Annotated in this window: 20 protein-coding genes; 12 read left to right on the top strand and 8 right to left on the bottom strand. The window is 34.9% G+C overall.

The window, feature by feature from the left end:
- Positions 1-19: 19 nt before the first annotated feature.
- Positions 20-1933: a Glu-tRNA(Gln) amidotransferase subunit GatE gene (gene gatE, locus J2T59_RS08445; RefSeq protein WP_259135500.1), complete on the top strand. Its 1914-nt coding sequence runs from the start codon at positions 20-22 to the stop codon at positions 1931-1933.
- 28 nt (positions 1934-1961) lie between these two features.
- Here the strand turns inward: gatE and J2T59_RS08440 are convergent, their stop codons facing one another.
- Positions 1962-2999, bottom strand: a complete 1038-nt coding sequence (locus tag J2T59_RS08440) for a TIGR00341 family protein (RefSeq protein WP_259135499.1) — start codon at positions 2997-2999, stop codon at positions 1962-1964.
- Between the two features lie 122 nt (positions 3000-3121).
- On the opposite strand from J2T59_RS08440, the gene carA reads away from it, so the two are divergent.
- The 5 genes from carA to J2T59_RS08415 all read left to right on the top strand — a co-directional run bounded on the left by carA (position 3122) and on the right by J2T59_RS08415 (position 10606).
- Positions 3122-4216 (top strand): glutamine-hydrolyzing carbamoyl-phosphate synthase small subunit, encoded by a 1095-nt coding sequence (gene carA / locus J2T59_RS08435; protein WP_259135498.1) that lies wholly within the window; start codon positions 3122-3124, stop codon positions 4214-4216.
- Entirely contained in the window at positions 4216-7464 is a 3249-nt protein-coding gene (carB, locus tag J2T59_RS08430) for a carbamoyl-phosphate synthase large subunit (protein WP_259135497.1), read from the top strand. Before carA ends, carB begins: the two co-directional genes overlap by 1 nt.
- 59 nt (positions 7465-7523) lie before the next feature.
- Positions 7524-8705 carry an argininosuccinate synthase gene (locus J2T59_RS08425; protein ID WP_259135496.1) on the top strand — a complete coding sequence of 394 codons (1182 nt, stop codon included), beginning with the start codon at positions 7524-7526 and terminating at the stop codon, positions 8703-8705.
- A gap of 94 nt (positions 8706-8799) precedes the next feature.
- Positions 8800-9375, top strand: coding sequence for a diacylglycerol/polyprenol kinase family protein (locus J2T59_RS08420; RefSeq protein WP_259135495.1), 576 nt, complete (start codon positions 8800-8802; stop codon positions 9373-9375).
- 127 nt (positions 9376-9502) lie between these two features.
- Positions 9503-10606, top strand: a complete 1104-nt coding sequence (locus J2T59_RS08415) for a citrate/2-methylcitrate synthase (protein ID WP_259135494.1) — start codon at positions 9503-9505, stop codon at positions 10604-10606.
- Between the two features lie 43 nt (positions 10607-10649).
- Here J2T59_RS08415 and J2T59_RS08410 read toward each other — a convergent pair whose 3' ends face one another.
- From J2T59_RS08410 to J2T59_RS08395, 4 genes are read right to left on the bottom strand one after another with little or no spacing between them, the layout of a single operon-like run.
- Positions 10650-11636 carry a lysylphosphatidylglycerol synthase transmembrane domain-containing protein gene (locus J2T59_RS08410; protein WP_259135493.1) on the bottom strand — a complete coding sequence of 329 codons (987 nt, stop codon included), beginning with the start codon at positions 11634-11636 and terminating at the stop codon, positions 10650-10652.
- On the bottom strand, positions 11563-12213 hold the full coding sequence (locus tag J2T59_RS08405; RefSeq protein ID WP_259135492.1) for an SAM-dependent methyltransferase: 651 nt from the start codon (positions 12211-12213) through the stop codon (positions 11563-11565). The genes J2T59_RS08410 and J2T59_RS08405 overlap by 74 nt, the downstream gene beginning before the upstream one ends.
- 56 nt (positions 12214-12269) lie before the next feature.
- Positions 12270-14033, bottom strand: coding sequence for a FeoB small GTPase domain-containing protein (locus J2T59_RS08400; protein WP_259135491.1), 1764 nt, complete (start codon positions 14031-14033; stop codon positions 12270-12272).
- 3 nt (positions 14034-14036) lie between these two features.
- Positions 14037-14249 carry a FeoA family protein gene (locus J2T59_RS08395; RefSeq protein ID WP_259135490.1) on the bottom strand — a complete coding sequence of 71 codons (213 nt, stop codon included), beginning with the start codon at positions 14247-14249 and terminating at the stop codon, positions 14037-14039.
- Positions 14250-14414: 165 nt separating this feature from the next.
- Here J2T59_RS08395 and J2T59_RS08390 point away from each other — a divergent pair, with 165 nt between their 5' ends.
- Together J2T59_RS08390 and J2T59_RS08385 are read left to right on the top strand one after the other, a co-directional pair.
- Positions 14415-15938, top strand: coding sequence for an AMP phosphorylase (locus J2T59_RS08390; RefSeq protein WP_259135489.1), 1524 nt, complete (start codon positions 14415-14417; stop codon positions 15936-15938).
- A 46-nt stretch (positions 15939-15984) separates the two neighbouring features.
- A complete protein-coding gene (locus tag J2T59_RS08385; protein ID WP_259135488.1) occupies positions 15985-16509 on the top strand; it encodes a tRNA (cytidine(56)-2'-O)-methyltransferase in 525 nt (174 codons plus the stop codon).
- 14 nt (positions 16510-16523) lie between these two features.
- Here the strand turns inward: J2T59_RS08385 and J2T59_RS08380 are convergent, their stop codons facing one another.
- On the bottom strand, positions 16524-17267 hold the full coding sequence (locus tag J2T59_RS08380) for a Nif3-like dinuclear metal center hexameric protein (protein WP_259135487.1): 744 nt from the start codon (positions 17265-17267) through the stop codon (positions 16524-16526).
- Between the two features lie 134 nt (positions 17268-17401).
- Here J2T59_RS08380 and J2T59_RS08375 point away from each other — a divergent pair, with 134 nt between their 5' ends.
- From J2T59_RS08375 to J2T59_RS08360, 4 genes are all read left to right on the top strand, one after another.
- Positions 17402-18955: a COG1470 family protein gene (locus tag J2T59_RS08375; RefSeq protein ID WP_259135486.1), complete on the top strand. Its 1554-nt coding sequence runs from the start codon at positions 17402-17404 to the stop codon at positions 18953-18955.
- Between the two features lie 121 nt (positions 18956-19076).
- The gene (locus J2T59_RS10275) at positions 19077-20069 is read left to right on the top strand and encodes a DHHA1 domain-containing protein (protein ID WP_259135485.1); all 993 of its coding nucleotides are present in this window, start codon (positions 19077-19079) and stop codon (positions 20067-20069) included.
- Between the two features lie 4 nt (positions 20070-20073).
- Complete coding sequence (gene engB, locus J2T59_RS08365) at positions 20074-20655, top strand: GTP-binding protein EngB (RefSeq protein WP_259135484.1); 582 nt, start codon at positions 20074-20076, stop codon at positions 20653-20655.
- A gap of 334 nt (positions 20656-20989) precedes the next feature.
- Positions 20990-21229, top strand: a complete 240-nt coding sequence (locus tag J2T59_RS08360; RefSeq protein ID WP_259135483.1) for a PGF-CTERM sorting domain-containing protein — start codon at positions 20990-20992, stop codon at positions 21227-21229.
- Between the two features lie 100 nt (positions 21230-21329).
- Here J2T59_RS08360 and J2T59_RS08355 read toward each other — a convergent pair whose 3' ends face one another.
- Together J2T59_RS08355 and J2T59_RS08350 are read right to left on the bottom strand one after the other, a co-directional pair.
- Positions 21330-21938, bottom strand: a complete 609-nt coding sequence (locus J2T59_RS08355) for a TatD family nuclease-associated radical SAM protein (protein WP_259135482.1) — start codon at positions 21936-21938, stop codon at positions 21330-21332.
- A gap of 68 nt (positions 21939-22006) precedes the next feature.
- A complete protein-coding gene (locus tag J2T59_RS08350) occupies positions 22007-22378 on the bottom strand; it encodes a gamma-glutamylcyclotransferase family protein (protein WP_259135481.1) in 372 nt (123 codons plus the stop codon).
- Positions 22379-22380: the final 2 nt, after the last annotated feature.

Here is a 22380-nt window from a genome sequence, read left to right as displayed (position 1 = left end):
TTATAAGAGATGATATTTTATGACTGGAAATGATTACTATAAAAGCTTGGGACTGAAATGTGGTCTAGAGATACATCAACAATTGGACTCAGAGACCAAGTTGTTTTGTCATTGTCCTAATCAGATAATAGACACTAAAGATGCGCAAATAGAGTTTTTTAGATTTCTTCGACCAGTTGTGAGTGAGATGGGAGAAATTGATAAAGCTGCAATAGAACAATCTAAACTTAACAGAAAATATTGCTATAAAGGCTATGATACTACTTGTTTGGTTGAGTATGATGAAGAGCCACCTTCAGAAGTGAATCCAGAGGCACTCGAGATTTCTCTAGTAATAGCTAAACTTTTACAGATGAGACCAGCTGATCAGGTTCATGTAATGAGAAAAATAGTTCTAGATGGTTCTAATACAACAGGGTTCCAAAGAACAGCTTTTCTTGCAGGTGGCGGAATTGTAGAGACCAGTTCAGGTGATGTAGGCATTGATGTTTTATGCCTAGAAGAGGAAGCTGCACAGAAAGTTGGTGAACGCTCGGAGTCTATTGTTTATTCATTGGATAGGCTAGGAATTCCTCTGGTAGAGATAGGTACTGCGCCAGACATAATATCGCCATCCCATGCAAAAGAAACTGCTCAGCAAATTGGAATGCTACTTCGATCAACTGGATGTGTAAAAAGAGGACTTGGGACAATTCGACAAGATGTTAACATATCCATCGAAAAAGGGGTTAGAGTAGAGATTAAAGGAGTTCAGGCATTGGACATGATTGAAACAATTGTTGAACGAGAGGTTGAACGCCAGCTAAATTTGTTAAAAATTCAAAATGCTTTACTTAACAGAAAAGCTACTGTAGTTGAAGAGATTTTTGATGTAACGGACATTTTTTCCAGGACAACATCTAAAGTCATAAAAAAAGCTCTTAAAAATAATCATGGAAAAGTATATGGAGTTAAACTAGTAGGGTTTTCAGGTATTATAGGCGAAGAGATACAACCAGGTAGACGGTTTGGTACTGAAATATCTGATCATGCCAAAACATCTGGTGTGGGTGGGTTATTCCACACAGATGAACTCCCAAAGTATGGAATAACCCAAAATGAACTCGATATTATGCGCAAAAAACTTGAAGCTAATGAAAACGATGCTCTAATAATAGTTGCTGATGACCATAATAAAGCATATTCAGCAATGGATTCTGTTATCAAATTTACTAAACAAACACTTGAATATGGTGTAATTGAATCCACTAGAAGAGCATTACCTGATGGTAACAGTTCATACATGCGACCACTACCTGGTGCTGCCAGAATGTATCCTGAAACTGATGTACCTCCAGTAAAAGTTTCAATGCAGTATTTTAATTCAATTAAAGTACCAGAACTACTTTCTGAAAAGGCCATAAGATATGCTCACGAGTTTGATTTAAATGAAGAACTGGCAAAACATATAGTCTATTCGAAAGATTTAGACCTATTTAATTTACTAATTAAAAGATACGATAGTGAATCACGTGTAACCTCAACTTTGGTTGTAAGGACTTTAACTGCAATAGTACCTGAATTAAGACGCGAAGGTCTTGATACAACTGGCTTAAAAGACAATCATTTTGTACAACTTTTCGACATGATAGCTGAAGGGACTATCGCAAAAGAAGCTATTGATCATGTTTTAAGGTACTTATGCAAGAACCCTGAAAAAACAACTGAAGATGCAGCTTCAGATCTTTCTTTGATAGGTGTAGGTAAAGTTGAAATTGAAGAATTTATTGTTCAATTGGTAGAAGAGAAACAAGATTTCATTAATGAGAAAGGTATGGGTGCAGTTGGTCCACTGATGGGTATTGTTATGAAAGAGTTTAGAGGGAAAGTGGATGGGCAGGTAGTAAATAATACTTTAGCTCAGAAAATAAAAGAATATTTGAGTGAGGAATAGATATAATTCCTCTCCCCCTCTACTTTTTTTAGTTCGGTGATAAGTACATCAAGGAAATTAGTATTAAAAGCAACACGAACCACATGAACATTGCATGAAATGTTGTCCTCTTAGCTTCTTTTATATCCCACCAATTACTTGGCCTTACACCTTGTGCATAGAATGTAATTACACCTGATAAATTAATTGCAATTAAGTTCACTAGGAAAAGTAACATTGCACCATATGCGAGATTCAGGTGTCCAGCGCCTACCAGTAGTCCAAATACGACAAGCGGTGGCAATAAAGCTACTGCAACCATTACTCCCACTATAGCTGTTGATACACCTGTAGTGATAGCAAGTGCACCTGCTCCTCCTGCAGCTAATCCTAGAATGACATATCCTAAATTAACAGAGGTTCTTGTAGCAATTTCTGTGATACCAGGGTCTACAACAGTAACCATTCCCACACTAATAGATATCAGTATAGCAATACCTATTCCTAGGAAATTAACCTTCATGGATTTTATGCCTAGGTCCACATCTGCAAGTGTAGTTGCTAGAGATAGCGCAATGTTGGGTCCAAGAAGTGGCGCTATTACCATTGCCCCAATTATGATTGCAGTACTGTCCTCTAAAACTCCAATTACTGCTACTATTGAAGATAAGATTATCAAAACAAAATAATCTATACGCCAACTTGTATTTTTTGAAATTTCTTCATAAAGTTCTTCACGTGTAATGCTCCCGTATTTAATTTCTTTAGGTTTGTTCTCTTCATTAGCATCAACTAACAGTTGATTGTTAGCTACCTCATTTTCATCATTTTCTGCTTGTTCTGCAAGAGGTATAGTTGCATCTATTGAATGTATTATTATTCGAAACCCATCTGAAAGTGAGAACCAATTAACAAAATCGTCAACTACTTTTTGTGTATTTTCTGCAAGTGTTAATACCCTAACAAGCATTTTCTCATCATCTAAATCTGAATACCAAGCATCAATATATCTATTTTTATCAAGTAGCTCTTCAACTCTTTCTTTCTTTTCTGCTGGTAAAAAAACTTCTATTAATCTTGTAGCCATGATAATTGACCCATGTTTTATTTATTGAAAAGTATTTTAAAGATAGGTTTCATTTTCTAACTGATAATTTCGTATCGTAATACTTATAGCTTATTTCTGACATTTATAGGCAGGTTCTCATTATGGATGCAATATTAGGATTAGAAGATGGAACATATGTTAAAGGCACTGGTTTTGGTGCCGAAGGTACAGCTTGCGGCGAACTTGTTTTCACTACCCAATATACAGGATATGAGGAAGCTTTAACTGACCCTTCGTATAAAGGTCAGATTCTAATGTTCACGTATCCTCTAATAGGTAACTATGGGATAAGTGGTGATCATTTTCAATCAGATGGCATTAGGTCAGAAGGTTTTGTTGTAAGAGAACTTTGTGATTTTCCAAGTCACTACAAATCTCAACTGAACCTCAGAAAATTGGCAGAAGATGATGGCATTCCAGGTATCACTGGAATTGATACTCGTATGCTAACAATTAAAACACGTGAACATGGAGCATTGAGATCAGCACTTATTGTAGGTGGTGATGATGTAGAGGAAGCTGTAGAAAAAGCAAAGAAGCTACCACCAATATCAGAACTTGACCTACTCTCAAAAGTTACGTGCAAGGAACCTTATGAACTAAAAAGCAAAAAAAAGACATCTAGTAAAAAACATGCAGTTGTTATTGATCTTGGACTTAAGAACAACATCTTAATAAGTTTATTGAAACGCGGTGTTGATATAACAGTTGTGCCTTCCAACTCAAAACCATCTACTATAGAAGGGTTAGATCCTGATTTTTTATTCTTAACAAATGGCCCAGGTGACCCAAGAAATGCAACAGATGCAATTGATTGTGTAAATGAACTCGCAGGTACGTTTCCTATAATGGGGATATGTTTTGGCAACCAAATTATTGCAAGAGCAATGGGTGCAGATACATATAAATTGAAGTTTGGTCACAGAGGGGCAAACCAGCCAGTTAGGGATTTAACTACTGGCAAGATTTATATCACATCTCAAAATCATGGATTTGCTGTAGATCGGGATTCACTTGATGGTACCGAAATTGAAGTAACTCAAGAAAATGTCAATGACAAAACAGTTGAAGGTATCTCCCACGACTATCTACAGATTTACAGTGTTCAATATCATCCGGAAGCACATTCAGGCCCAATGGACACTGAAGAGATTTTCTTTGATAAAGTTATAAAAACAGTGGGAGGTGCATTTTAATGCCAAAAAGTGAAGACATTAAAAAAATATTACTTGTAGGGTCTGGTCCGATCATGATAGGTCAAGCTGCAGAGTTTGATTTTTCAGGAACTCAAGCATGCAGATCACTAAAGGAAGAAGGCTATGAGGTAGTTTTGGTCAACTCCAATCCAGCTACTATCATGACTGACCCAGAAACCGCAGACGCCGTCTATATTGAGCCTCTTGAAGTACAAGCTATAGAGAAGATTATTGAAAAAGAAAGACCTGATGGCATTGTTGCAGGCCTTGGCGGCCAAACGGGTCTAAATATTACAAGTGAACTTGCAGAACACGGTATCCTTGAAAAATACAATGTTAAACTGCTTGGTACTTCATTACAAGCGATTAAAGATACAGAAGATAGGGAACTCTTCAAGCAAGCCATGGAAAAAATTGGGGAACAAGTAGCACGAAGTAAAGCAATTTCTTCATTGCTAGATGCTGAGAAGATGATAGACGAACTTGGTTTACCTCTCATAGTTAGACCTGCATATACCTTAGGCGGCGCAGGAGGTGGAATTGCATATACCAGAGAAGATCTGTTGCGAATTGTAGAGAATGGTCTTAGAAGGAGTAGGATTAATCAAGTATTAATTGAAGAAAGTGTACTTGGATGGAAAGAGTTCGAATATGAGGTTATGCGTGATTCTAATGATACATGTATTGTTATATGTAATATGGAAAACTTGGATCCAATGGGAATCCATACAGGGGAATCTATTGTAGTAACTCCTTCACAAACACTTACAGATGAAGAACATCAGATGCTAAGGAAAGCTGCGATTAAGATTATCCGACATTTTGGAATTGAAGGTGGCTGTAATATTCAGTTTGCTGTTAAAGATGGTGAATATAGAGTAGTTGAAGTGAATCCAAGGGTTTCTAGATCATCTGCACTAGCTTCAAAGGCAACAGGGTATCCAATAGCTAGAGTCACTGCTAAAATCGCAGTAGGAATGCGTTTAGATGAAATCTTAAACGATGTTACAAAGAAAACGCCAGCTTCGTTTGAACCTACAATAGATTATGTTGTCACAAAAATTCCACGATGGCCATTTGATAAGTTCGTTACTGCCGATAAAACGTTAACGACTTCTATGAAAAGTACTGGTGAAGTGATGGCTATTGGAAGAACAATAGAACAATCAATGCTAAAAGCCATTCGTTCACTTGATATAGATTTAGATATCTACAATTGTGCATGGGATCAGAACGAGATAATAAATCTACTGAAAACACCTACAAGCGAGAGATTATTTGTTATATACAGAGCCCTTGAGATTGGCTATACTATAGATGATATATGTGAACTTACAAGTATAGACCAATTTTTCATTAAAAAGTTGAAGAACATTGTGGATATAGAAACTGAACTAAGACAATTTACTGATAAACCACTTGATCAACTTCCATTAGATCTTCTTCAAAGATCAAAAGAAATAGGGTTAACAGATGATAGGATAGGTAATCTCACAAATAAACCCCGTTCTGAGATAAATGATTTTAGAAGATTGAATGGTATAATCACAACATTCAAAATGGTGGATACATGCGCAGCTGAATTTGAGGCAGCTACACCTTATTATTACTCGTGCTATGAGTCGATGTGTGAATCAATTCCGAAGGATAATAAAAAGATTCTAATAATTGGTGCTGGTCCCATTAGAATAGGACAAGGTATTGAGTTTGACTACTGTACAGTACATGCAGTATCTGCTATAAGGAATGAGGGAATTGAGACACATATAATTAATAACAATCCTGAGACTGTTTCTACTGACTATGATACTTCTGACAAGTTATTCTTTGAACCCATCACCTTAGAAGATGTAATGAATGTGATTGACCGTGAAAAGCCTGATGGTGTTCTTGTACAATTTGGTGGCCAAACTTCAGTAAATCTTGCACTTTCTTTGGAGTCGGAATTAAATCGTAGGGATGATCTGAAAACTGTTATTATGGGCACATCTCCTGAAAGTATTGATGTAGCTGAAAATCGTGAAAAGTTTAATCAATTAATGAATAATTTGGAAATAAAGCAGCCTGATGCGGGCTATGCCACCTCACATGAAGAGGCATTAAAGGTAGCTTCAAGAATAGGGTATCCTGTATTAGTTCGTCCATCCTATGTACTTGGTGGAAGAGCTATGGAAATCGTATATGATGGTAATGATTTGGAACGCTATATGAGAGAAGCTGTTAGGGTTTCACCAGAACATCCTATATTAATTGATGATTTTCTTGAAGGTGCAATTGAGATTGATGTAGATGCAGTTTCAGATGGAGAAGATGTGCTTATAGGTGCTATAATGGAACATATTGAAGAAGCTGGAGTACATTCAGGTGATTCTGCATGTGTAATTCCGCCACAATCGATTTCAGAAGATACCCTCGAAATTGTTAGGGAATATACTCGTAAAATAGCGCTAGCACTTAATGTAAAAGGCCTAATCAATATTCAAATGGCTAAGAAGGAGGATGAAATATTCGTACTTGAAGCAAACCCTAGATCAAGTCGAACCATTCCTTTCGTTTCGAAATCGGTTGGTATCCCACTAGCAAAAATAGCTGCAAAGGTAATAATTGGTCATACTTTAAAAGAACTAGGCTATATGGATAAGAATGAACCTTCAATAGATCACGTATCTGTGAAAGAGGTACTTTTACCATTCGATAAACTTCCGGGTGCAGACCCTGTACTGGGCCCTGAGATGAAAAGTACAGGTGAAGTGATGGGGATTGATTATAATTTCGGGTTAGCTTTCTTTAAAGCACAACTAAGTGCCGAAAATCTGTTGCCACTTTCAGGTAAAGTGTTTATGTCAATAAGAGATGCTGATAAAGATCAAATAGTATCTGTAGCCCGCTCCCTTCAAGACTTAGGTCTTGAACTTATGGGGACTAAAGGTACTTCTGATTTCTTGTTAGAACATGGCATTGTTATGGAAACGATAAAAAAAGTTCATGATGGAAGTCCAAATGTAATAGATATGCTTAGAAGAAACGAGGTCTCACTTATTATCAATACACCTACTAGTAAACAATCGCGAAAAGATGGTTATTTGATTCGAAGAGCTGCAGTTGATTTTAGAGTGCCTTATATAACTACAGTTCAGGCATCGATTGCAGCAGTTCAAGCGATTGAAGCAATGAAAAGTGGAGATATTATAATTAAATCAGTTAATGAATATCATAAAGATGTAAATGATAATATAACAAAAAATTGAGATATTCAAAGATATTTTTATATCAATAATTGATGTATGTATACAATGGATTTGATAATATGGTAAAAAAAGCGGTTCTTGCATATTCTGGAGGTTTAGATACCTCAATCTGTGTACCTTTACTTAAAGAAAAATATGGTTGTGATGAGGTAATTACAGTCGCAGTTGATGTAGGTCAGCCACAAGATGACATTTTGAATGCTGAAGAAAAGGCTAAATACATCAGCGATAAGCACTATACAATCGATGCAAAGGAAGAATTTGTAGATCAATACATTTTTCCTTTGATTAAAGCCAATGGTGACTATGAAGGTTATGTGATGGGTACCTCTATTGCACGTCCTCTTATTGCGAAAAAGGTTGTAGAAACTGCAAAAAAAGAAGGTGCATCAGTACTTGCACATGGTTGTACTGGTAAAGGAAATGATCAGCTACGATTTGAAGCTGTTTTCAGACTCACTAATATGGAAGTTATTGCTCCTATGAGGGACATGAATTTGACCCGTGAATGGGAGATTGAATATGCAAAAAAGAACAATATACCTGTAATTGCCACTTCAGAAAAACCATGGAGTGTTGATGAAAATATTTGGAGTAGAAGTGTAGAAGGTGGATTGCTAGAAGACCCAAACTACGTACCACCAGAAGAAATCTACGAGTGGACACAGGCACCTGAAAATGCAGGCGAATCACAAATTGTTGAAATCGGGTTTGAGAATGGGGTACCAATATCTATTGATGGAAATAGATTAGATGGATATAAACTCATACTCGAACTCAATAAGATTGGTGGTGCACATGGGATTGGGAGAAGTGACCTTGTAGAAGATAGAATACTTGGTTTAAAGGCACGAGAAAACTATGAACATCCTGCAGCAACGATTTTACTAACAGCGCACAGAGACCTAGAGAAACTGGTTCTAACAAGGTCAGAACTTAAGTTCAAGAGCATGGTTGATTCACAGTGGTCAGAATTGGCGTATTATGGTCTTGTAGATGAACCACTTTATAGTGACTTGAATGCTTTTATTGATAAAACACAGGAGCGTGTCAATGGAACTGTTAAACTAAAACTGTATAAAGGAAATGTCTCAATACTTGCACGTACATCACCTAACGCTTTATACTCTCAAGAACTAGTTTCTTTTGATAGTGAAACTATAGACCAGAAAGATGCCGAAGGTTATTCGAAATACCATGGCTTCCAAGCAAGGGTATATAAAAAGTTTTTAGGCAATTGAATTTTTACTTTTAAAGGGAACTAAATTAAGCTAATTACAAAATGCTTAAGGCCCTTTTTTTAATTACCAGAAGTACGCTTAAATTAATATAAATATGCATTTAGGATTCATTCTGCACGAATTAAAACGTAAAGGCATACATATATCTTCAGTTTTAATCGTTTTGATATATGCATTTGGTGGCAAAGAGCTAACCCTAAATATTTTATTGATAATACTGATTATTTTCATTCTTTTTGAGAACTTTAGGCTGAAGTATAGAATAAAAGTACCTTTTTTTGGTGAGCTGTTAAGGGACTTTGAAAAAAAATCACTAGCTGGCCACCTTTATTTTTTGTTAGGAGCAATAATATCAATATCTTTATTTAGTTTTGAAATTGCAATAGCTTCAATTTTAATGGCATCATTTGGAGATGCAACAGCTGCAATATTTGGTATGTTGTTTGGGAAAAACAAAATATCGAATACTGCTAAATCTTATGAAGGAACCTTTGCAGGTTTATTCATGAATGTACTGATTGCCTTTTTTATATTTGGTTATCATTATGTTGTTCTATTTATGGCTATAACTGCATCTTTAACAGAACTTTGGTTCACAGAACTTGACGATAATCTAGCTATTCCTGTCCTTTCAGGTTTTGTAGCACATACTGTTATTTATATAATGTAACTTATTTATTATATAGAATTGATTTTAGAAGAATAATTACAATTATTTAAAATATAATTACTTATTATATTGTTTAATAAATAGTGAAACGTATCTTAACTTATCTGGTTGATATTGGAGGCATTTTGTGAAAGGTTTAGAAGACGTAGTTGCTGTTGAAACCAATATTGCCTATATTGATGGCATAACTGGTATATTAGCATACAGGGGAATTAACATAAATGATTTAATGGATAATTCATTTGAGGAAGTATGCTACCTTTTGGTAAAAGGTCAAATACCTTCAGGTGATGAACTTGAAGAATATAAAAGAAGTTTAAGAGAAGCTCGACCTCTATATGATGAGGTTCTTGAAGTCATAAGGGCATGTAATAAGGAAGCTGACGCTATGGATGTCTTAAGGACAGCAGTATCTTACATGGCCCAAGTTGATGAAGATTATACTGATAATTCGATGGAAGCTAGCAATAGAAAAGCCATTAAACTAATTGCTAAATTTCCTACAATAGTTGCAGCATATTTTAGGATAGTTAATGGAGAAGAACCTGTTCAACCTGACCTCAATTTATCTCATGGAGCTAATTTTCTTTATATGCTAACTGGAAAGAAGCCAAATAGTATAGAATCTGAGGTTATGGAAAAGGATCTGATATTAAGTGCAGAACATGGGCTTAATGCATCTACTTTTGCTTCAAGGATTGCTGCCTCCACTCACTCGGACATTTATTCTGCAATCATTTCAGGAATTTGCACATTAAAAGGTCCATTACATGGTGGTGCTAGACTTGGTGCTATGGAGATGCTTGATTCGATTGGCTCACTTGATAGGGTTGAGAAGTATGTTAATGATTGTATATCTAACAAAAAAAGGGTTGCAGGTTTTGGTCATCGAGTCTATAAGACCTATGATCCAAGAGCTAAGATATATAGGAACTTAGCAGAAAAATTAGATGAAGATAAGCCTGACATCACTTGGTATGAGGTTGCTAAAGAGCTCGAAACAGTTGTTGAACGAGAGTATGTAAATAAGCATGATAAACCTATTTATCCAAACATTGACTTTTATGCAGCAGTTACTTACAAGTATTTAGATATTCCTCCAAAAATGTCAACGTCTATATTTGCACTAGGACGCGTTTCCGGCTGGACGGCACACTGCATAGAGCAGTATAGTGACAATCGCTTGATTAGACCACGTGCAAAGTTCATATGGAAAATATTTGATAAATAAAAAACTTAATTCATTTAACCTTACAAATAAATTAAATTATCATTCAATGATTTAGTAACATACTTAATTGGCTTGAAATCTTGGATATGGACACATATATCAAGCTTATAATAAAAACAAACCAGTATGTAACAAACCTGAATATAATTGCAAATACTATACCTGTGGAAACACTAATTCCAACAGTTCCTAATAATAATACCATAGTAGCCTCAAATGTCCCCAGTCCACCAGGTGTTATAGGTAACATTCCAACAAGATATGATAGTATTGTAATAGCAAATACTATTGCAAATCCTAACCCCATATTCATTGATTCTGCGAGTAAATACCCTTTTATACCGAATAATGTCCATATTATGGTAGCGAGTATGAACAGTTTAATGTAATCAGATGAATTCAAATTAATTTTCTTGACCGAGGCATTAAACTCTTTTATAGTAGAATTAAGCTTTTGCTTTCCTCTCATTTCTAATGGTATTTTTCTAACTATTTCAAATGTTTTCTTTGGGTATAATAGTATACTAGAAAATATTAATAACAATGCAAGGAGCACAAACATAGTCAGTTCAAATGAACTTGATACTAGTTCATAATATCTCAAGTCCCCAAATATCATCCATAAAAATATCAATAGTGTAATGCCAGTAAATGTAAAAATACTGATAAGTTTTTGAATGTATATTATAGTGACAGAATCGAAACTTGAAATGTTCCATTTAGATTTCATCAAATAATATTTAGTTACTTCACCGCCTGTTTTTAACGCAGGAGTTAATGTTTCTACAAGTGTTCCTTTCATATTCACATCAAGTACACTTAAAAAAGTTAAATCCCGAATTAACTTTTTAGAAATCAATTTCCACTGTGATGTTATCAAGAGAAGTGTGATTATTTGGAGTATACATAGTACTAAGAGTGCAATAGTGTTCACTGAGCCTACAGCTTCAAGTGTTTCATTTATTTCTGAAGTCAATAGTACTACTATTATTATTGAAATTCCAAGAAGATAAAGAACAATTTTCTTCATTTTCAGAGCTCATGTGTTTATTTATAAAAAGCGTTAATTTCTCTTGTCTATACTTTAAACAGTTGAAATTAGCAGATACACAATCAATATCTTTCTGGCAAAGATTGGTTTTTATTCCGTATAGATTATTATTAAATGAAAAATCCGAGGTTCTAACCAATATTTTAGTATATTTTTCTGCATTTTGACAGATGTGATTAATAATATCTTTTTTTGGGTGCACTTGAAGTGCAACATGTACAATAGTATAATATTTTAATCTAACATCTCTTCCATCACTAAGAACGAGGTTAATGGAATCGTTCATACCTAATCTATTAATCAATTCATTTGCAGTATTTATTGCATTTATATCATTATCTACTATTGTAACCTTGGCACCACTCTGTTTAACGATTTCTATTGCTGTGAATGGTGTTGGTCCACCACCAATGCACAGCACTTTATCACTACATGATATGTTTGCCAGATTTACTTCTTTTCTAACTTTATTCTTGTAATATAATTGATATAATTTAGAAAATAAAGTTGATCTAGCAGAAAAAAATTCTACCTGCTTTGTTAACTTGAGTAGCATCTATTTACCTTATTTTAGTATTGCGCTTTATTCTGATTTACTTTAGACACTCTATTTTATTGAAATCCTAATAATCTGGCTACTTGATTAAATACGCCACCAAATATGAATGCAGTTAATGTTGTGAACAATAATGTGTAGATTGCTAATCTAAAGTGAAACTCCTTGAAGATAACTGCAAGTACAGTGATACACGGCAAGTAAAACAGACCTACCAAAGATCCAACTATTAACTGTAATGTAGTTAGTTCAAGTGCTAGCAATGGTAATACTGCAAGTTCTCTTCTTACAATCCCAAGCATCAATGCTAAACTTGCTTCTTTTGGCAGTCCTAACCAACCTACAACTAAAGGTTCAAGTACATTAGCTATCACTAAAAGTAAACCCGTTTCTACGAGTAATGCAGCAAATAATATCCCTAATAATAGTGGACCCTGAGCATCGTATACGAACTGCTTGATTTTAAGCCACACTTTTTGAACTAATGCATTGCTATTTGGCTTTAATAGATTTGGAACTTCCATTAATAGAGGCTCATTTTCACCGGGTATTAATCTGTTCATAATCGCACCAGCGACCATTAAAGCTATAAGCGATGTCAAGAAAACAAAAACCAATGCAAATACTGATTGATCCCCGAGCAATGCTATAAAGGCACCCGTTTGTGAGACACATGGAACAGCTAAAGCTACTAAACCCGTTATCATTAACCTCTGTTTTTTTGATGTAGCTGCTCTTGTCCCCAATATTGCAGGAACTGCACAACCGTATCCCATTACCATAGGTACAACATTACTTCCGGTCATACCAATTTGTCTTAATATACTATCTAATAGAATACCTAAACGTGGAAGGTATCCACTATCCTCTAGAAATGACATTACAATAAAGAACAATGCAACATAAGGTAATATTAAGAAAAAAGGCCATTCAATACCTTTAATAAGTACACCATATTCGCCTACTAAAACGTTTAATAAAATTCCTTCAGGCACAAAACTTGATACAAAAGTAGTAATTGCTGGAACATACACATTGTTTAGTAATGGGAGTAGAATAGTTGCTCTTATTCCTTGTCCACCACCAACAACAAAACCTATAGATAATGCAAGTACTAAAATGGCAATCGGAATGCCAGGAATTGGTTGTACTGCAAGATCACCGAAACGTTCCCAAAAGGTAGGATGCCGGTGCTCAACAATTTGTACATTTTCAACAATTCGACCAACTTCTGCCCACCTTTCATCATGTGATATATGGGTAGGTTCGGTAGGCACGGGATCTTTTAAGGCACGTTCCCATGTTTTATCAAGTAATTCTTTCAACCCAACGTTACGTGTAGCTATAGTTGGAATGACCGGTGCATCCAGTTCCTTTTCTAGCTTATCAACATCAATTTGTATTCCTTTACTTTCAGCTACATCAATTAGATTCAGTGCATAAACTACTGGTATATCTTTATGTTTGACTTGCAGTGCAAGGTTCAAATTCCTTTCAAGATTAGTTGCATCAAGGACACAAACTATTACATTAGCACCATCTTCAAGGAAATTAACTGCAACTTCTTCGGCGGGAGAAGTAGCATCCAATGAATAAGTACCAGGGACATCAATTAGAGTTGCTGTCTTTCTACCATAATGTATATCACCTTCAGTATAACTTACTGTAGTGCCAGCATAATTTGCTGCCATAACATTAACACCAGTAAGTTTAGAGAAAATAACACTTTTACCTACATTAGGGTTCCCCATCAATAATATTCTAATGTCATCAGGTGCACTCTTTGGCAAACCCCTTGATTTGGTATTATGGCATTTCAATTATTATACCTCTTTAATCTTAATCTTCTCAGCTATTTTTTTATCAATAGCTAAACATCTACTACCATATTGTATAACTAGAGGTCCACCAAAAAGTTGTCTAGACTTAATAGAAACTCTAGATCCTTCCCTAATTCCCATTGAATTTAAAAGATTATTCTTTGGCATATGCTCTATTATGCATGGCTTACCTTTTCTGTAATTAGCAAGATCCATTTTTATTCACCTACCTCAATGTTTCACATACCTATATTATCTAGATGGTATTAATATATTTACCTATACTTAAACATTTTCGTGTAACCTAAATTAACCTGAAATAAATTAAACATATATAATTTAGTTGCATAATACCTTGTTATTCTATAGTGGTGAAAAATAATGAAATTGAATGTACAACCAATTGCTATCAAAGTCGGTAAGTATAAAGTGGTCCTTAATTCTTTGGATGCCAAGGAATTAGGTGTAATCGAGGGTGATCGTGTAAAGATAAAAGAACACGACTCGATTACAGCAATTGTTGACTTTACTGAAGATATGATTCCTCCTGGATCAATTGGTGTATATCATGAATTAAATGAAAAACTTGCTCTTAAAGATGACCTTAAATCAGTAGAAATAGTTCCTGCGTCAAGGCCGAAATCAGCGGTCTTGGTAAGGAAGATAATGGATAAAAAAGAACTCACAAAAGATGAGATATACGAAATAGTTAAAGGAATAGTTAATGAAAGTCTAAGTGACATCGAACTATCTGCATTTATCACTAGCACATACATAAACGATCTTACTGACGACGAAACAGAATGGCTAACTCGTGCCATGATTGATACTGGTGAAAAGATAGAGTTCGATACACATCCTATCATGGACAAACATTCAATTGGAGGAGTTCCCGGCAATAAGATATCTCTTCTTGTAGTACCTATAGTAGCTGCTAACGGACTATTGATTCCAAAAACAAGTTCAAGAGCAATTACCGGTGCAGGTGGAACTTCTGATTTGATGGAGGTATTAGCTCCAGTCGACTTTACGGCTTCTGAGATTAAAAGAATGACCGAAAAAGTTGGCGGTGTCCTTGTATGGGGTGGTAGTACTAATATAGCACCAGCAGACGATAAACTTATAAAAATTGAGTATCCATTGAAAGTTGATCCACATTCTCAATTACTCGCATCGATCATGGCGAAAAAGGGTGCAATGGGCGCGGACCATGTTGTAATGGACATCCCGATGGGATTAGGTACCAAGATACCTGATATGAAGTCTGGTAGAAAACTGGCACGTGATTTGATTAATCTTGGTGAGAGATTAGGGATGACTGTAGAATGCGCATTAACATACGGTTCTTCTCCTGTAGGGAGAACTATTGGCCCAGCTTTAGAGGTAAAAGAAGCACTTAAAGTCCTCGAAAGTATGGAAGGACCTAACAGCCTTATTGAAAAAAGTATTGTGATTGCTGGAATGATGCTGGAAATGGGTGGTGCAGCTACAAAAGGAACTGGACAAGAACTCGCTTTAGAGACACTTAAGAATGGGAAAGCACTTGAAAAAATGAAAGAGATTATTGAAATACAGGGTGGTGATCCTACAGTAACATCTTCAGATATAAAGATCGGCGAATATTCCCAAACTTTATTAGCACCAACTAACGGATATATTTTAGAGTTTGATAACAAGAGAATAGTTGAAATTGCAAGAATTGCGGGTGCTCCAAATGATAAAGGAGCTGGTGTCCTTATAAACAAAAAACGGGGTGAAGCTGTTAAAAAAGATGAACCAGTTTTAACCATCTATGCTGAAAAAAAATGGAAACTTGAAAATGCTATAAAAAATGCTCAACAAAATATCCCAATAGTTGTTGAGGGGATGTTGATCGAAAGAGTTCCAACATTTAGGGAGATGTAAATACTCAACCTTTTAATGCCATATATGAGAAAACTGTGAGTTAATTATGAAAGAAATTGTTGTATTGAGGTTAGGGCATCGTCCTGAAAGGGATAAACGAATCACTACACACGTTGGCCTTGTAGCTCGAGCTTTTGGGTCAAAAGGGATGTTACTTGCATCAAAAGATACTGGAATAAAAAAAAGTTTAGATGATGTAACTGCGCGTTGGGGTGGCACCTTTTTCCTGAAAAATGATATCAATTGGAAAAGGGAGATTAAAGACTGGAAAAATAGTGGAGGAAAAGTATGTCATTTATCGATGTACGGCCTAAACTTATCAGATATTTCACATGAGATCAAAACTGCGAATAAATTAATGATAGTTGTAGGGGCAGAAAAGGTACCTCCGGAGATATATGAGTTAGCTGACTGGAATGTTGCGGTTGGAAACCAACCACATTCCGAAGTAGCTGCACTTGCAGTTACTCTAGATAGGATATTAGACACGGATCCATTGAAACATGATTTTAGTAACCCAAAACTTGAAATAAAGCCAATGCCTATTGGAAAAAAAGTTACTGAAAAATAGTCTAAATCTTTTTTTTATTCAGTAACTTGAATGAAAGGGTCATGCTCAATATACTCGATGTCAATTTCAATTAGTTCTTTAAGCCTTGAGCTAAGTTGTTCCATTGCAGGATTTTCAGTAGCGTAATGGGTGGCATCAATCATGTCGATATTTCCTCTTGTTCTTACAACATCGTGTTTTAATTCTCCTGACACTATCAAATCAACAGAATTCATCTTAGCTAACTCCAAAATATCAGACTTGAATCCACTTCCTGCAACAGTCATAACTCGAACAATATCATCTCTTTCCCCAACATATTGTACTGGTGTATCTAGAGATTTAGCTACATGTTTTGCAAAAGTTGATGTTGAACATTGTGGTACTGTCCCAATACAGGCCATATCTAGTTTTTGAACATGCTTGAGCCCAATCTTTTTTGCTAAAGTATCGTTCACTCCACCTTCTGCCTGATCATAGTTTGTGTGCATGACATATATTGAGATATTATTTTTCAATGAGATACTTAATATTTCAGTAAGTGGTTCTTTTATAGAGGTAATAGGCTTAAAAAGAGGTGTATGATGAGTTATTAAAATATCTGCACCTATTTCAGAAGCCCTTTTTAGTACATATTCAGTAGCATCTAGGGCAACTGCCACTTTGTTAATTTCATTTTGGAGGTCAACAACAAGTCCAATTTTCCCGCTGTCGAAATCTTGTGCGAGTTCAGGTGGCGCAATATCTTCTAAAATGTGTACTATTTTTGCTAACTCCATAAACACATTTTTATTAATCCTTTAATATCAAGCTTTCGGAACTGTTATACCTGATTCAAACTTATTATCATCTCAAATTCATATCAATGTTAATATATGACTATTTTTATAGTAATAAATAAGGTTAGGTTGAAATGTATAAGAAAACAGTTTTAATTATTAGTGTTATTTTATTAATTTTAATACTAAACTCTCCTGTATCTCTAGCTGAAGATATTGAATGGAAATCAAGTGTTGATTCAAGAACACTTTCATGGGGAGATTCGCTAAATGTGGGAGATTTTACAATCAAAGCTGAAGACTTTACAAAGGATGATCTGGTTTATCTTTCAATATCAAAAGATGGTGTTGTGAAAGCAGATGCACCCCTTAGATTTGCTGATACTCTTGAATACGATGATGAAATAAGAGTATGTGTGAAAAAAGTCGATTCCGATGTAGATTCTTGGACCGGTAGGATGTCAGAACCCGAGGTAGAGGTGCAGGTATTCAAAAGAGGCATTCCTAAAATTAAGATTAACATTGAATCAGATCAATCTACCTATGACCCCAAGAAATCATCAGAATCTACATTTGAAATCGAGGTTCAGGTTGAAAATGATGGAGACGCTAAAGCAGAAAATGTATTCTTGGAAATAGATGTAGGTAACCTCGAATTAACCGATGGTACTCTTGTACACAGTTTTTCAGAAATAAAAAAAGGAGAGTCTAGTGAAACCATTAAACTAAAATTTAAAACACCACTATTTTGGGAAAATACAGACATTTCATTGAATTTCGACGCTAGAGGTCATGATATTAAAGGAGACAAAATATCAGCTAAAAATGAAAAAGTAATTGAAATTAAAGAAAAATGGGGTATTTCACTCAGTAAAATGTTTACTCAAGAAATGTACATTAATGAAATAGCATCTTCCAGCTTAGTTATCAGAAACACCGGTCTTGTGACCCTTGATTCGATTGAAGTTAAAGATCATATACACGATAATTTTGCAATAAAAGAAAACAAATCATTAGAGACCACTGTTTCATTAGCACCCGGAGACTCAATAAAACTATTCGAATATAGGCTGATTCCAGATCGACCTGGAGATTTTACTATTCCTCGTGCAACTGCTATCTATGTTACTCCTGAGGGTAATGAACATGAGATTACATCAAATCGTCCTGAATGTGAGATTGAAGGTCCCTATATTACTGTAGATAAACAAGTAAGTGATCAGGCTATATTACTAGATAATAATGTTGAGGTTAATTTAAATATAAGGAACCGTGGGAATAAAGATGCTAGCGTGACACTTGAAGAACAACTACCAGAAGGTGCTGTTCTTGTAGAAGGTGATTTGAAATTCAATGATATTATAAAGAAAGGTTCCAAGAGTTCACTATCCTATACTCTGAAATTCGAGCATACAGGAGAATTCAATATACCATCGTCTCAGGTTCATTTTGTTGACCTGAGAGGACATAGTGGAACTGTAGAATCTCGAACAATCACTATAAGTGTACAAGATGAACATGTATCACTAAAAGAAAATGATGATACGGATATATCAGATGATACTGAAGTAACTAAAGATGATGAGTATGATAATGAAGACGTCGATAGAGTACAGCCAGGATTTGAAGTTATCATTTCACTATTCGTTATTGCTATCATGTATATCATGCTGAATCGAAGGGATTGAGATAGATTGGCCAGTTGAATATATATAACTTACTATACATTATAAAAAAATAGATCTCAGTTTGATAGTTTATTGCAATCTAGTATATTGAGTAAGTGAAACAAGAACAAGAGATGTTTTAATGGAAGGGAAAAAAAGGAAGATTGGTTCTTCTATAATATTTAGCCATGGCGATTCTGATGGAATATGTTCTGCCTCAATTGCAAAAAATGCATTTTATCATAGTGATGTTTATTTCACAAGTCCAGTAAATCTTCTTGATAAATTGAATAGCATGTCAGAAGGGTATGATAACATAATTATATGTGATATTGCTGTAGATGAACGTACACATGAAGCTCTCTTTGAAAAAATCAATGAACTATGTGAAGTAAGTAACGTATATTACATAGACCACCATCCTATACCTTACAGTACATGGGGTGGTGAATGGTTTTATCATGATGAAAATGTTTGTACATCAGAAATAGCTTATCAAACATTTGAAGCAATGCTTGGAAGAGATATTCGTCGTGTTTCAATATATGGTGCAATTGGTGATTACGCTGACAACACTTCTAGAATTAAAGAATGGTGTCGTGATTGGGATAAAAGGGCACTGTATTTCCAAGCAGGCACCTTAGTCCAAGCAACAATATTCGTTGGTCGTGACCATAACATAAAAAGAAAGATAGTTGATAATTTATCTAAGGATATATTACCATCAGAAATACCAAAATTACTAAACTATGCTAAGAAAGCTTCATTGCTTGAAGAAGAACTCAGGTTGTACGTGAAAAAGAACGTTATTTCCATGTCACTTGTTTCTTATGTTATCAATGCGAAAGGATATATGTCAAAATCCGCGATATATGCAGCTTCATATGGTAAAACCCCAATAGGCGTTTCGGCCGAATATAGGGACAAAAAAGATGTATATGATTTAAGTCTTAGATCCAGAAACGGTATTGATATTAACATAATAACAAGGAAAGCTTCAAAATTTGCTGGTGGAACTGGTGGTGGTCACCCAATGGCTGCAGGAGCACGAATACCCTCAAATATGCTAGAAAAGTTTTTAACACAGCTCAATAAATTAGCTGAAAGATATGATTCTTTTAATGGGGTGAATTAATTTCTTGAGTTCCTTGTTAGATCAAAAGAAACCAGCTATACCTGAAATCATTTTTGTAGGTAGATCCAATGTAGGTAAGTCTACAATTGTAGGTCAACTAACTGGCAAAAAAGTTCGTAAAGGGAAACGACCAGGTGTGACATTAAAACCTAATAGTATTCTAACAAAAAATTTTATTGTAACTGACATGCCAGGATTTGGCTTTATGAGTGGGGTAAAAGATAGGAAGCAAGATATTGTAAAAGAAAAAATTGTAAAATATATAGAAAGAAATAATAATATTAAGCTAGGTGTTCTGGTACTTGATGGCTCTTCTTTCCTAGATATTGTTGAGAGATGGAAAGGTAGAGATGAAATTCCTCTGGACATTGAACTCTATGATTTTCTATCAGATTTATCAATTCCTACAATTATTGCAATTAATAAAAAAGATAAACTTCATAATTTAGATGAAACAGTAGATGGAATCATACAGGAATTTGATCTGTTACCACCATGGAGACAATGGCTAGATAATATTGCGATTATTAGTGGTAAACAAAAGGATATTGGTAGCTTAAAAAAGTTAATTTACAATAAGATATAACTCCTTAAAATACAGGTCATTTACAAACTGGCTCTTTTCAATAGTATACTAAGTTTAAATTAAGGTCAAAATTCACGGATAGATTAATTAACCACCTTAAAACTAATTATAGGCTAGAAAGGCATTGAGATGCTTAAATAAAAGCCAAAATAACCCGGAATTTTTATATAGAAGAACTTTACTATAGGTAACGTGTAAAAACACTAAAGTGATATTATCGCTCAAAATACCAGAACAGATTGAATTATGCTCAAAAAAGTATAGTTAGTATAGTGGTATGTTGGGACTAATATTACTTTCTTAATAACTTATACTTTGGAGGTGTTAAAAAAACATGAAATTTAAAGCAATGTTAACATTCTTAATGATACTGTTTGTGGCTACAGGTGTAGCTTCAGCTGTAGATGGAGATCTTCCACAGGCAATTGAAGACGATTTGATGGGCGAAGAAGAACCCGTTGATCCAGAGGATATGATGGGTGATGAAGAAATTCCTGAACAACCAGGCTTTGGTGCAATCCTTGCTATGATGGGAATATTTGCAGCAGCTGGATTTGTTCTAGGACGTCGCTAAACTCCTATCTTAATTAAAAAAAATGGTAGTTATCTGAGTATAGCTACCATTAATCTTTTATTTTTTCTTGTGTTATTGAACTCCTTAAGTGAATAATAAATTATCTGACATAAAACTCAGCACCTAATTCATGTGCTTTCATTTCACATGCATTAATATCGATCTCATCCATGTTTACTACAGTTACTCTTGTTTTAATCCCATACTTAACAGAACGTTTAACAAATTCTAACATTGAATCATAAGCATTCGGATGATATGGTCGGCATATACGGTTATATATTTCTTTAGATTCTGCGTTCATACTGACTGAAACAGCGTCAATCCCAGCTTCTTTTAATTCAAGTGGAACGTTCCTAGTAGGATACAGTATTTTCGCATGACCGTTTGTATCAAGTCGGACAGTGTGTCCTTTTTTTTTCAGCCACTTAGTTATTTCTATTACAGTATCAAGCCTGATAAGAGGCTCACCAAATCCGGTGAATACGATCTCTTTGTATGCTTTAAGGTTATGATTTTCTAGCTCTTTTATTATTTCCTGTACGGTGGGTTCATTATCCAGAGTCAAGTTATAGCCATATACTCCATTAGACACTTCTCTGATACAAAAAGTACATTCAGCTGTACATCGGTTAGTTATATTTAGGTAAATGTTGCCATGTGCAGGATATGTTATTGCTCCTGACCTTTCATTTGATTTGTAGTTCATGTTATTTGATGGTAATTTTGTTAGTTTGATTGTATCTAAAACCTAGCACTTTGGGAGATCGAGTTGAATTATCTCCAAAAACCATTTTCGATTTTTCTATTTGAATCATCATTATAATACTCATTTTTTAAAAAATACATCCATGCTTCAACTCCATTTTCAAGATATGTTCTTTTCCTGTAAAAAAAAGGTTCTTCAAACTTATCCAAGGTTGAAATTGTTCTGTTATCCACTTTATACAGTTCACCACTTATCTTAGATTTAGGTTCACCTAAATCTATATATTCATCATTTTCAAGTTCAAGAACGCCGGGAAAGTAATTTAGGTTAACCATCAAGTATTCTTCGTTTGTTCTTGTGGGACAAATGTAATAAGATTCGGTTAGTAACCAATTGTTAATAAAACCCCTTTTCAAAGTCCCGTAAACAAAAACATACATTT

Source organism: Methanosalsum natronophilum, assembly GCF_024808815.1.
In the GTDB taxonomy this organism is placed as follows: domain Archaea; phylum Halobacteriota; class Methanosarcinia; order Methanosarcinales; family Methanosarcinaceae; genus Methanosalsum; species Methanosalsum natronophilum.
This window is presented reverse-complemented; position numbering and strand designations above follow the sequence as displayed.

Excerpts from the sequence above, each read along its gene's own strand:
- J2T59_RS08420 (WP_259135495.1), top strand. The coding sequence starts at position 8,800 with ATGCATTTAGGATTCATTCTGCACGAATTAAAACGTAAAGGCATACAT.
- J2T59_RS08405 (WP_259135492.1), bottom strand. The coding sequence starts at position 12,213 with ATGCTACTCAAGTTAACAAAGCAGGTAGAATTTTTTTCTGCTAGATCA.
- J2T59_RS08375 (WP_259135486.1), top strand. The coding sequence starts at position 17,402 with ATGTATAAGAAAACAGTTTTAATTATTAGTGTTATTTTATTAATTTTA.
- gatE (WP_259135500.1), top strand. The coding sequence starts at position 20 with ATGACTGGAAATGATTACTATAAAAGCTTGGGACTGAAATGTGGTCTA.
- J2T59_RS08355 (WP_259135482.1), bottom strand. The coding sequence starts at position 21,938 with ATGAACTACAAATCAAATGAAAGGTCAGGAGCAATAACATATCCTGCA.
- J2T59_RS08395 (WP_259135490.1), bottom strand. The coding sequence starts at position 14,249 with ATGGATCTTGCTAATTACAGAAAAGGTAAGCCATGCATAATAGAGCAT.
- J2T59_RS08360 (WP_259135483.1), top strand. The coding sequence starts at position 20,990 with ATGAAATTTAAAGCAATGTTAACATTCTTAATGATACTGTTTGTGGCT.
- carA (WP_259135498.1), top strand. The coding sequence starts at position 3,122 with ATGGATGCAATATTAGGATTAGAAGATGGAACATATGTTAAAGGCACT.
- J2T59_RS08425 (WP_259135496.1), top strand. The coding sequence starts at position 7,524 with ATGGTAAAAAAAGCGGTTCTTGCATATTCTGGAGGTTTAGATACCTCA.
- J2T59_RS08390 (WP_259135489.1), top strand. The coding sequence starts at position 14,415 with ATGAAATTGAATGTACAACCAATTGCTATCAAAGTCGGTAAGTATAAA.
- J2T59_RS10275 (WP_259135485.1), top strand. The coding sequence starts at position 19,077 with ATGGAAGGGAAAAAAAGGAAGATTGGTTCTTCTATAATATTTAGCCAT.
- J2T59_RS08350 (WP_259135481.1), bottom strand. The coding sequence starts at position 22,378 with ATGTATGTTTTTGTTTACGGGACTTTGAAAAGGGGTTTTATTAACAAT.
- J2T59_RS08380 (WP_259135487.1), bottom strand. The coding sequence starts at position 17,267 with ATGGAGTTAGCAAAAATAGTACACATTTTAGAAGATATTGCGCCACCT.
- J2T59_RS08385 (WP_259135488.1), top strand. The coding sequence starts at position 15,985 with ATGAAAGAAATTGTTGTATTGAGGTTAGGGCATCGTCCTGAAAGGGAT.
- J2T59_RS08440 (WP_259135499.1), bottom strand. The coding sequence starts at position 2,999 with ATGGCTACAAGATTAATAGAAGTTTTTTTACCAGCAGAAAAGAAAGAA.
- J2T59_RS08410 (WP_259135493.1), bottom strand. The coding sequence starts at position 11,636 with ATGAAGAAAATTGTTCTTTATCTTCTTGGAATTTCAATAATAATAGTA.
- carB (WP_259135497.1), top strand. The coding sequence starts at position 4,216 with ATGCCAAAAAGTGAAGACATTAAAAAAATATTACTTGTAGGGTCTGGT.